Source organism: Dehalococcoidia bacterium (genome assembly GCA_003597995.1).
GTDB lineage: Bacteria > Chloroflexota > Dehalococcoidia > Dehalococcoidales > UBA1222 > SURF-27.
Window position 1 is genome coordinate 1 of the sequence record QZJY01000057.1, and the last position, 10,695, is coordinate 10,695.

At 61.5% G+C, this 10,695-nt stretch carries 12 protein-coding genes; all 12 read right to left on the reverse strand.

Translation table 11 applies throughout. The annotated features are described in order from the left end of the window. Positions 1-449: hypothetical protein (locus C4542_07395; protein ID RJO61027.1), on the reverse strand; the 449-nt coding region annotated here is incomplete at its 3' end. Positions 450-453: 4 nt separating this feature from the next. Further along, a complete protein-coding gene (locus C4542_07400; protein RJO61028.1) occupies positions 454-651 on the reverse strand; it encodes a hypothetical protein in 198 nt (65 codons plus the stop codon). Position 652: 1 nt separating this feature from the next. Continuing rightward, positions 653-1,222, reverse strand: coding sequence for a hypothetical protein (locus tag C4542_07405; protein ID RJO61029.1), 570 nt, complete (start codon positions 1,220-1,222; stop codon positions 653-655). Between the two features lie 245 nt (positions 1,223-1,467). Beyond that, on the reverse strand, positions 1,468-3,000 hold the full coding sequence (locus C4542_07410) for a flotillin family protein (protein RJO61030.1): 1,533 nt from the start codon (positions 2,998-3,000) through the stop codon (positions 1,468-1,470). Beyond that, entirely contained in the window at positions 2,990-3,508 is a 519-nt protein-coding gene (locus tag C4542_07415) for a hypothetical protein (GenBank protein RJO61031.1), read from the reverse strand. The genes C4542_07410 and C4542_07415 overlap by 11 nt, the downstream gene beginning before the upstream one ends. A gap of 4 nt (positions 3,509-3,512) precedes the next feature. Then, positions 3,513-4,457, reverse strand: a complete 945-nt coding sequence (locus C4542_07420) for a hypothetical protein (GenBank protein ID RJO61032.1) — start codon at positions 4,455-4,457, stop codon at positions 3,513-3,515. A gap of 7 nt (positions 4,458-4,464) precedes the next feature. Further along, positions 4,465-5,637, reverse strand: a complete 1,173-nt coding sequence (locus tag C4542_07425; protein ID RJO61033.1) for a hypothetical protein — start codon at positions 5,635-5,637, stop codon at positions 4,465-4,467. Next, positions 5,600-6,271, reverse strand: a complete 672-nt coding sequence (locus C4542_07430; protein ID RJO61034.1) for a hypothetical protein — start codon at positions 6,269-6,271, stop codon at positions 5,600-5,602. Before C4542_07430 ends, C4542_07425 begins: the two co-directional genes overlap by 38 nt. Before the next feature lie 183 nt (positions 6,272-6,454). After that, positions 6,455-6,967, reverse strand: a complete 513-nt coding sequence (locus C4542_07435) for a hypothetical protein (protein ID RJO61035.1) — start codon at positions 6,965-6,967, stop codon at positions 6,455-6,457. After that, positions 6,958-8,703, reverse strand: a complete 1,746-nt coding sequence (locus tag C4542_07440; protein ID RJO61036.1) for a hypothetical protein — start codon at positions 8,701-8,703, stop codon at positions 6,958-6,960. Before C4542_07440 ends, C4542_07435 begins: the two co-directional genes overlap by 10 nt. A gap of 596 nt (positions 8,704-9,299) precedes the next feature. Then, positions 9,300-9,575: a hypothetical protein gene (locus C4542_07445; GenBank protein RJO61037.1), complete on the reverse strand. Its 276-nt coding sequence runs from the start codon at positions 9,573-9,575 to the stop codon at positions 9,300-9,302. Further along, a complete protein-coding gene (locus C4542_07450; protein ID RJO61038.1) occupies positions 9,575-10,606 on the reverse strand; it encodes a hypothetical protein in 1,032 nt (343 codons plus the stop codon). The genes C4542_07445 and C4542_07450 overlap by 1 nt, the downstream gene beginning before the upstream one ends. Positions 10,607-10,695 lie beyond the last annotated feature (89 nt).

A 10,695-nucleotide genomic window follows, 5' to 3' on the forward strand; every position in this document is an offset into this window, starting at 1 on the left:
GAGGCGGGGGCCTTGCCGCCCCGGGCCTGGATGCGGGCGAATGCCGTTTCCAGGGGCACACGCAACACGTAGTAGCAAGTTCTAAGCCCGCGACCCGCGGCATATAGGTGGTATTGGCGGGTGTGGAGCATCACGCCCTCCCATGCGACCGCCCAATATCCCGCCTTTTTCGCCTGGATACAGGCATGTTCCAGGGCATTAAGGATCTCAATCTTCGAGCCGATACGGTCCACACCCGGAATCTTAACACTCGGCGTGAGATAGTCGCCGATGAGCACAATGCCGAAATTCCTTACCGCCGTGAGGGGTACCGTGTACCCTGCCACTACCGACTCACCCTGCTCGGCCACAGCACGGAGCACGGTCGACTTGCCCGCACCATTCGTTCCAAGAACAGTTAGCAAGACCAGGGGCGATCCATCAAAGGCATTTACGCCGAAGGTAGTCACCCGATCACGTACGGCGCGTGTGGGCCTTGTGGATCTTCGTTGAGCGAGCCTTGCCGCAGGTCGGGCAGATGCGAGTTTGGTAGAATGGCGTGGGGCGGCGCTCGCCGGTCGTAAGCTGATGTTCGCGCACCACGTTGTCGGCTTGAATGCGCGCCACGAGACGGGCCATCTCACTGGGGGTGCGGGCGTACTTCCGCGCCATGTCAGGAGGACCTAATAGCGCGGTCAATCCACGCGTGAATCACAGCGTGCTCAGGATAGCCCGGGGTAATCCAGAATTCCGCAACCTCGTGCAACGGCGCTGCGGGGTGGTCCCGTTGGAACTTGGCGAACGCCCGGGTATACCGGGAGGCAAAGAGTTGTTCCGCATTCCGGCTGCCGCTTTCCCAAAACTCCTTGCGGTACGCCTTACCCCGGCGCACACAGCGGGCTTCGATATGGCGTGCACCGACCTCTACCGTCTGGAGCATCAGCGCCGCGCGGAGCCCCCGGTACATGCCGAAGGTGGACTGATGCACGAGGCACCGGAAGACGGCACTGTAGATCCGTGTACCCTCAATAAGAAGCACGCGGGCCCGCGGATCGGCCCACCGTGTCATCATGTTGCGAAAGGTCGTCACCAACGGCTTCTGAAGAAGGGTATCTTCATCCGCCGTAATAACCCATTCGGGCTTGATCAGCCCTGCCTGGACCAGTCGTTCGCCGGCCTGGCGGAGCACCGTAGTCTTGCCGGCAGCGTTGCCGCCGGCAAGCAGGATGGCGCTGTATTGCACCCCTAATTACGGCGAAGACCGCACGGCTTCAATCGCCTGCGTGCTTCCATGCCGCCGTACCGGGTCGTCATGGCTGAGCGTGCGTGCCGGTGCGGAGGTTGACCTGTCGGAGAATAGTGATGACTTCGTCCAGGCTATGTGCGACGAAATTCAGCGACGACTCGTACATACCCAACGTAACGGTGTATCCATTCTCCGCCGGGTAAACCGTGAGACTCGTCGCGTCGTAGGTCGTACCTGCCACGCTAGACCCCCTTATCCTCCACAGCGTTCAGATCGGACACCCCTGCCTTGGCCAACAGCGGGCTGATGTCGATACCCATCGCCTTGCACCGTTCAACGAGCGCGAAGAGGGCTTGGGGCCCAATACCCACGTACCGGTCCAAGGCGCTACCGTGCCCGTTGCTGCTGCCGGAATCCATGACGATGATCTTATCCGCCTCAGCCAACGGCGCCGTCGCCGCGGCCATGACCCCGCTGAATTCCTTGATCGCGGCCGGCACCAGCGTTTGGGCAGCCTCGAGGATCTGGAGGAGCCGGCCGGCTTCATTCAGGGCCTTGTATGCTTCGGCCTTCTTGAGCGTGCCCTCAGCTTCCGCGAGGAGTTTGGCACGGATGCCGTCGGCTTCGGCCAGCAACTCGGCCCGCTTTGCCGCGGCCCGCCCTTCGCCTTCCGCGGCCAGGGCTTTACGCTGTGCTTCGGCCTCGATTTCTATCGCCCGCGCCCGGCCTTCCGCCGCGACCTCGGCCGAGCGACGCTGTGCTTCGGCCGGCCTGATTACTTCTGCCACGAGTTCCTGCTCGCGACGAGCAGCCGCAGCCTCTGCCACTTCGGTTGCCTTGAGTGTGCGGACGAGTTCGACCTCTTGCTCCTTCTCCACGACCGCCTTCCGCGCTTCGGCCGTTGCCAACGGACCAGCCTGCTCGGCCCGGGCGCTTTCGGCGTTGGTTTCTGCCCTGTAACGGGCGACGCGTACGTCCTTTTCTTTCTCCGCCTCTTTGATCAGCGCAATGTTTTCCTGCTCCTTTACGGCACCTTCTTTTTCGGCGGTCGTGGCCTGGATAGTCGCTTCCTTCTGCGCGTCAGCGGCACCGATTTCGGCGTCCCGCTTGACCTCCGCGGTCCGCTTCAGCCCCAACGCGGCCAAATAGCCTTGCGAGTCGGACAGTTCCTTGACCGTAAGGATATCGATCTTGAGCCCCAGGCGGGCCAGGTCGCTCTGTGACTCGTTAATCATACGCTGCTGGAACGCCGCCCGATCGCTGTTGATCTCCTCAATGGACAGCGTGCCCAGCATGGAGCGCAGGTGGCCTTCCAGGGCCTCGTATGCCATCTGCCGGATCTCTTCTTGGCTTTTACCGATGAGCCGTTCGACGGCGTTGATAAGCAGCGTGTCCTCGCTGCCCACCTTGATGTTGGCAACGGCCTTGATCGACAGCGGCACGCCTTCCCGTGTGATAGCTTCTTGGACGGCTAGATTCGGGATGGTGATGACCCGTAGGTCTAGCTCGTCCTTACGCTCGAGAAACGGGATAACGAGGGTCGCCCCACCGCGCACGAGGCGGTAGCCGACCGTTACGGTCTGCTCCTCCCCGTTCTCATTGCGTGTCACGATCCGGTGCTGCCGCCCCGAGACAACGGCCACAAGATGTGGTGGCACTTTGATGTAGTTGGCCCGCAGCATCCGAATGATGATGGCGAGCATGAGCACGACAAGTCCAACGATGGCTAGCGTCGTCAACCATGCGGCTATCTGCTGTCCGATATCAAGACCCACGGTGATTCTCCTTTACGCGGATGGAGGGTTTGACTAGCACCTGGTCTCCTATGAATGTTGTCAAAATTACACGGGTGCCGACGGGGTAGGCCGGCGCGTACGGCTCCCCGGCCCGTGCGACGAATGTCTGTTGGTTCCCGCCGACATTGACGACAACTTCGCCGGCTGTTAGCCCCGGCCCCACTTGCACAGTCACGACGCCGGTGCGGCCGAAGACGTCTGCGGTTTGCACGTGACTCGTCGACTGTTGACGGCTGATCACACGGAGCATCCACACCATCAGCGCACCAAAGCACAGTCCCGCGAGTACCCCGTACCCGGCGGCGCCAACGATACCGAAGCCGGCGTAGCGAGCTAGCTGCCCGAACCCGCCAAACGCCGCGAGAAAGGCTGCAATTACTTTCATGTTGGCTAACTGCGGCCCATCGTGGTCCAAATCCCCGTCGAGATCAAACAGGAACGCGATGAGCAGGCCGGCTAAGCCGACGGCGAGCAGTATGACGAACATGCCTTCACCCCTTGTGTACCCAATACTTGGGATTGCGGAACCGCTGCGGAATCGTGTCCCAGAGGCGTAGATCCGTGCTGGCTTTGGCCGGGTCGTAGGTGCGCTTTGCGCGCCCGAACTCCTTGAACCGCACGTATTTCTGGTATTCACATAAGGCTTGTTCGAGATTCTCCAAGGTTAGCGGGGGCCCAAGAAGCGTGGCGCCGGCTGCTGCTAGCTGGTCGTACTGGCTGTCGCGTAATTCCATCAGTGCCGGCTGCACCTGCGGCAGGCGTATGCGGCGCTCAAGCAACAGGTCAAGCCCCCGAATCGCTCCGGGTCCACAGAAGGCCCACTCGTCGAGCCACGAGCTTGGGAGAATGTCGACTTCGGGGTAACAGCAGTCAATCATGATCTCAAAGGCGTTAAACCCGGCCCAGCCGGGCACTTGCATGAGCACGCGATGCGCCTGGACGGGGTTGGTGGCATCGGCCAGTTCGTCAAGGACGCGGCTAACGTGTTCCGCGAGCCATGTCAGATTCGTGATAATCGTGCGTAGCTTGCCCCCGCCGCCCCCGCCGCCGTGACCAGTGATCATATACGCCCCGGTGAAGATCTTCACGCCTTGGGCCCGGAGCGCCTCCAACCGGTGGAACATCCGTTTGGAGCTCCAGGACTCAGGCGTCAGGTAGCCGCCGAGAGCGTCGTAGGTAGCCGGCCACCCAAAGGAGCGGAAGGCCGCGACGTTAAAGAGCTGGTTTTCTGGCTTGCCTTGCTCGGGCAGACGGCGAAGAAGTTCGCGCGTCCCCCGATCTAGTTCACGGTAAATGTTCGTGAATGCTACGCTGCGCAACACCTGATCCTCGGACCACGGCGGCGGTTCCAGTCGAATGATCCGGCGCACGAACACCGCATGTCGCTCAGCGACAAACCGCCAAAACTGTGGAACATGCTCAGGGTGCCAGTCCATGTCGTCCCTACGGGCCGTGATATTCAGGCAAGGAAGGCTGCACAGCCCCGTCGTGTTTAATGTAGGCGAGTACGACGGCCGGATAATCCGGGAGATAAACGTGGCGCGTTACGTGCCGCCGCGCTGCCCACCGCCACAGGAATTCCCATGCGGCCACGGCCCAATCCTGCGCAGCTACACAGTGGAGTTCGTCGACTGCCCGTTGGCATCGCTCAACGTTGTCGCGGGCACTTGTACCGTGTAAGTGGCCCCATGCCCGTAACATTCGCCGGACGCTCTCCCAATACGGACAATCGACCGGATCGTCGAGCGTTCGGGCCAACAGGGCCGCCCGTGCCAACGCCGGACCGGGGGCCATGCGGGTAAACGGCACGTGCCGGTACACGTCAAAGGACACGTGAGGATTCTCGACGAGTCGGCGTACGATGGGATCATCCTCGTACACGTGCAGGCTGGAGCTGAAGTGCGAATACTCGCCGACGTCCACCCCAAGCTCACAGGCCAACGCCTCCTGGATGGTCGTAAATTGCACGATGTTTGTATACGAAAGGCCCAGGACCAAATCGTTCGAGCGGTTGAAGGTAGCCGCCCAGAGCTTGCCATCCCGCAGTTGGTACGTGCAGGCTATGTTGCAGGGCATATCACGGGTCTCTACCTGCGGGTTATCGAGTTCCGGATCCCTCAGCACGGTGGCAGCGCGGCGGCTGCCGGCGTCCAATCGCAACTGCGCGAGGACGTCTTTAAGCTGGTCTGCGGTGCCCTGAAACCCCGCACGACGCAGGCGCTTACCGTACGCGCCATGGAAGTCCGGCCCGCCGTCCAAGTACTGGCGGAGTTGTGAGTTGTACCGGCAAATCCATTCGGCGTCACTCCGGCCGGCCAGGATCCACACGGGTTCCGCTAGCTGGAAAAAGGGGTTTGCCCGCCGGTACGGGATTGTAAGCACCCGCTGCCGGGGCTGCACCAGCATAGTCAGGGCGTGTAGCATTTCCCTGTGCGTGCGCCCCCGGGAGGTTACGGGGGTGCCATAGAGGCGCATTTGCTGTACGGCGTCTACAAACCACTCGTTCGCATGCCCGGCCAAGATCAGCCGTTCGGCCTGGTGCTCGCTGGAGGCGCCCCACTTTCCGGCAGCGGTTTCGTCAGCGTTGGGCGGTGAGCCGTTTCCGTTGCCTGTCACGGCGCTTCTCCTTTGGAGCCGCTTGCTGTTCCCACGTATAGGCCAGCTTCAGCAACACTTCGCGTTGCGGTTTCGTGAGGCGGTCGCCTGTACTGCTGCCCGTCAGGACGGTGTGGAAGTCGTGCCCGATCCGGGCGAGGACGAACGCGTCGGCGAGGTTGTGGTCTTTGTACTCGCGCCCCCACCGTTTGTAAACCTGAAGCAGCACTTCGTCTTTTTGCTGGGCACCGCAATACTTCTTAACGTGCGCCACATTCACGGGAAGAAAATGCAGCGTTGGCCAGCGCGACTCCCAGAGCACAACCTGGTACACCGCCTGGATGGCCGCCGCTTCACTGGCGGTGTGCGCGTTCGACAGCCAAATCTCTGACTCCAGTGCCACCACAACGTGCGCCGCGGAGTCGCGCGCAGACAAGACGATCCGGGCAAGCCGCTCGCGCTGTTCGTACAGGCGCAGGGGGCGCGGCCCGTCACCCGGGGCGGTCTCGAGCGCGTACTCCTGAACAACCCGTCCGTCCGTTAGGACACAGACGCCTGTGTGCGCAAGTGAGGGGTCAACCCCGACGACGGTGACGGCTGGGTAGCTTGGGTCGCCGCTGCTTCCGGGCGGGCTGTTGACCGGCTGCCTGACCATAAGTCACCTCAAGCACTTCGACATCCACACGTCGATACGGGATGCCGGGCGTGTTATTGCCGCATTTGTAGCAGAAGAACGCGGTGTCCTGCATCGTGTGCACGAGGCCCACCTTGCAACGTGTGCACAGATAAATCGTGTCCGGCACGGACATCATGCGATGTTCGGCGTAGTGCGGCATTGTCATGGGCGTGCTAGCTGCGCCGTTGCTGCCCCTTGGTAACGGCCGTTGTAGGGGTTGCGGGCAAGGCTGGAGAGCCGGTGGACGACCACCTGTGCGAACCGCAGCCCAGGCCAAAGGGGCAGTTGATGATAGCGCGTCTCATTCTTAATTTCCATCGTCCCAATGCCGTCCCACCCCGGGTCAAACCAAAAGGCCACGGTATGATTCCAGCCTTCACGGGCCCGGCTGGACTTCATCTTCAACTCCAGCGCATACCCGTTCGGTACGTGGAGCCACTCCCATGTTGACGTAAGGAGGAATGCCCCGGGGTCAACAAGAAACGGTTTCTCCTCACTGTACCCCGCAAGCGAGTGCGGCTCCCATCCGGGGACACGCCCGGGCTTTTCTACCCAAGCGTCAGTACCAATGCGGATGTCAACCGATGCGGGATTTACAAGCTTCCGGTCTTCGTCGGGCGCCTTGGGAAACAGCACAGGAAACAGGTCGTCCAGCTCCCGATCACTTAGAGGCATTCGACCTCCGCTTCGCCTTGGGAACGTGTCACACGCACCACACGGGCACCGGGAAACAGCGCCTTCTGGTCCTGATTGTGTGTAATCACAAATACGGTTACACCGTTGTGGACTTCTTCATGGAGCATGTCAATGATAGCGCGCATCCCCGTAGGATCAATACCGCTGAGGCATTCGTCTAAGACTAACAGGTTCACCGGTTCAGGCATGCGCCACCGGGCTAGGGCCCGCAGCGCCCACGCGATGATGAGATTTACTCGTTCCTTTTCGCCCCGGCTCAGCCCCTCGTACGTCGGGGCACTGGCCCCGCTGATGCGAATGAGGTCTTCATTGCGGCTGGTGCGAAGCGAGTTAAACTCAACGTGAATTGTGCCGCCAGTCAGCCGGCGACTGACGGCGGCGGCGGTGCGGTTGAGCACCGGCAATGCTTGTGCAAAGAGATAGGCTTGCAGGCCGTCGCGGCCAAACTCCTTAACCCAAAACGTCGCCCGTTCCAACAGCGTCGTCTTGAGGCTCAGTTCAGTCTTTGCTTCCCGCAACGCGGCGTCGGCGCGCTCCACCTGTTCGGCGGCGAGTCGGCGATGCGCGGCCTGTTCCTCCTGCTGTCGATGAATCTCCCGCATTTGGTGTTCAAGGGCATCTTGCCCCTGCGCCGCGGTTTCCAACCGGCGGTAGTCCTGCTCGGCGGCCTGTAGCGCGGCCTGTAGCTTTGCGGCCTGCTCGGTCGTGTGTTGGGCCTGCTCAGCGGCCTCCGCGCGATCGGCATGCAAGCCCGCCAGCCGACGTTCACTAGCTTTCCGCTGCTTTTTCAACTCCGCAACATTGTCGAACGGTCGCTTGCAGGTAGGGCAAGCAGTTGAGAAGTCCTGCGCGGCCAGGGAGCGTATTTCCCCGTCCAGACGGTGAACGGTTGCGAGACGTGTATTCGCCTCTTGCTGGGCCTTGTCGTAGGCGGCCTTACGCACCCGACAAGAGAGTTCGCTCTTAGTCAAGAGGCTCTGCGCGTGTTTCGCTTGCCGTAGTCGTTCCTCAAGCCGCTCTAGGGCGGCTTCGTAATCGTACGTAGCGGCAGCGCGCACGTGCGCAAGGAAACGCTCCGCCTCGACATGCACCGCCTCCCGTTCCCGTACGACCGCCGCGGCGGTGGCCCGCTCCTTCTCGAGGGACGCGGCGTGTTTTGCGGCCAGGGCTGCCGCCTCATTCAATTCGCCTAGCTTGAGCACGGCCTCCAGCACGGCCATCTGCCCGGAGAAGCCGGCCTGTGCAAGCGTCGATTCGCCGCTGAGCACGACCGCGGCGCAAAGGGTGGCATAATCGAGACCAAACAGGGCCTCCGTGTCACGGGCGCGCACGGCCGCATCCCGTGACAGCGGCACCCCCTGCTCTTCAAGTGTAGAAATTACAAGACTCGGGTGACCCTTGGCCGTGCGGGCGCGACGCAGGCGGACAACGGCCCCCGAATCAAGTTGAATAAGCTCCTCGACGTCGGCGCCGCGTAGGGGGTGGGCGGCGTCGTCGGTAACTGCTCGATTGCCGTACCGGACCATCTTACCGAAGAGGGCCCACAGAAGCGTTTCGACGATAACGAGCGACTTTCCAGCGCCGTTACTATCCGCGGCGCCGGGGGTGTCGAGGTTGACGCCCTCGACGAGAACAATTCCGGGGCGGTTAAGTGGAAGGGTGACCGGGCGGCGGATCCGGTTGAAGCTGTGGATCCGATGTTCGAGGAACTTCACGCTCGCGAAGTTCCCGTAGTGTGTCGCGCAAGAAGGTATACCGACACACTGCGCACGGCGTCACGTCGGGAAGGTCTAAGCGACACGGTTCCTTGAGCCCATTGGATGCGACCAGCCGCAAACAGTGTAGTCGTGAGTCAGGCGCGGGGCGCGTCGCAGCAATAAGAATCCTATCCACGAGGGCGTAGGCTTTCTTTGCTTCCACTGACCACATTAGATTGGACGCCGCCATCTCGTCGTAGCGCGCCTTAGTCAGCGGCGGTTCCTGGTACTCCAGGTGGATAGGGCTGGCGGGCTTAGGGGGGCAACTGGGGCAACGGACCTGGGTGCGGCGCGTGACCGTAAATCGCTTCCACCAGCCGCTCGGTGCCGCCCGCACCGGCTTTACTGTGCCGCACACTTCACACGTCAGGGCATCGCGGTACCAGCGGTCCTTATATTGATGCCACGTTGCACGTGTTGAAGTCATTCGTCACATCAATCCATCCAGGGTTGCTTGCGGCCTGTCCGGCGCCGTTCCTGAGTAAGAGCGAGGTATACCGAGCCGATGGCATAAGCCCGTGACGGCCTGCGCGTTACCCAACGCCAAATACTTCTTACGACGTGGATGCCTGCTCTCCCTGCGCTGTGACAGTCATTGCTCCCCGAAGCGCGAGGTAGGAGATGACGCGCCCCAACGTCCACTCCGGACCCAGCTGTTCGGCCACGGTGCGCAGGTCGGCCAAGACCGCGACCGGCAGGTCCACCCGCACCGCAGGGTCCAGGAAATCAGCTAGCTCTCCCGGCTCGACATCCAGATCCTTCAAGACCGTTTTACAGAAGTGCGGCCAATCTTTTGGAAACTGTGTTGCGACGAGTTTCAGCTTGCCCATCACCTGCTGGCCTGCCGGTAAAGGTACATGCCCAATTCCACCATCTGCGCCTGCTCATCTGCACTGAGTTCAGGGCATTTTGCCCGAACGCGCTGCCGGAGCAACTCTTCCGAGATCGCCTGCCCCCCGGCCAACGCTGTCATAATCGATTTCTCTACCTCTGGCACAATCTCTGCGGGCAGCGGCACGGCGTCCAGCCAGCCCAAGCCTTTCGCTGCGTGCTGTGCTTCTTCCAACTTCTCCTTCGGCACGGCCACGATGCGCAAGTAACCGCCTTCTGGGGGCGCGACGGGAAGCTTCGGCCACTTCGATGTGACGAATACGGGGGCGGTAAAGGTTACCCGTTCGTACCCGTGGTCGTCAATCAGCACCCCCCCGCGGGAACCGACGTCCCCGAAGTCGAAGTGCATCGGGGCCCCCACGTAAACCACGCGATAGTTCCGCTGCACAGAGGGCTTGTGCACGTGGTTAAAGAACACCCGGGGGAAGCGGCCCAGCTCACCCAACTTCAGGGGCGCCTCCAGCCAGTAGTCGGATTCCAGCTCTACCCCTTCGGCGGCGTAGTGACTAAAGACCATGAATTCACTCTCGGCGGCGTCAAAGGCTTTGACCATCACTGCCGGATCTGGGTGGAAGGGAATAAAGGTGGCCACGCCACCTAAAATGTCGATCTGTTCGGCCTGTTCGACGAGGGTCGTATTCGGTAGGTGTTTGAGTGGATACAGCGCGTGCTCTACACCATCCTCGAAATCGTGATTGCCCGGCACGATGATCGTTTCCACTACTCGTTCGGTTAACCGCTCCAGCGCCCGGTAAATGGCATTGTAGAGCCGGAAGCTAATAAAGTGCCGGCGGTGAAAGATGTCCCCACCCAACACGAGCGTTTCCACATCTCGTCCAACCAGTATGCGCTCCACCTGTCCCAGCACGTTGAGTAGGTCGTTGACCCGTGTGGGCAGACCATTCACATCTAGCCGGCTGTACGGCCAGTTCCAGTTCGCGTGCAGGTCCCCAATATTGAGGATCTTCAATGCAGTACGGGGGCCCGGCCGACGGTCAGCCGATACAGCATCTCGGGCAGCAGGGGGATCAGGTGCAGAAGTTGTGCAAACTGCTGTTC

What these genes read in the sequence shown, in the direction of transcription:
- C4542_07400 (RJO61028.1), bottom strand. Translation starts at nt 651, where the DNA reads ATGGCGCGGAAGTACGCCCGCACCCCCAGTGAGATGGCCCGTCTCGTG.
- C4542_07415 (RJO61031.1), bottom strand. Translation starts at nt 3,508, where the DNA reads ATGTTCGTCATACTGCTCGCCGTCGGCTTAGCCGGCCTGCTCATCGCG.
- C4542_07420 (RJO61032.1), bottom strand. Translation starts at nt 4,457, where the DNA reads ATGGACTGGCACCCTGAGCATGTTCCACAGTTTTGGCGGTTTGTCGCT.
- C4542_07430 (RJO61034.1), bottom strand. Translation starts at nt 6,271, where the DNA reads ATGGTCAGGCAGCCGGTCAACAGCCCGCCCGGAAGCAGCGGCGACCCA.
- C4542_07435 (RJO61035.1), bottom strand. Translation starts at nt 6,967, where the DNA reads ATGCCTCTAAGTGATCGGGAGCTGGACGACCTGTTTCCTGTGCTGTTT.
- C4542_07445 (RJO61037.1), bottom strand. Translation starts at nt 9,575, where the DNA reads ATGGGCAAGCTGAAACTCGTCGCAACACAGTTTCCAAAAGATTGGCCG.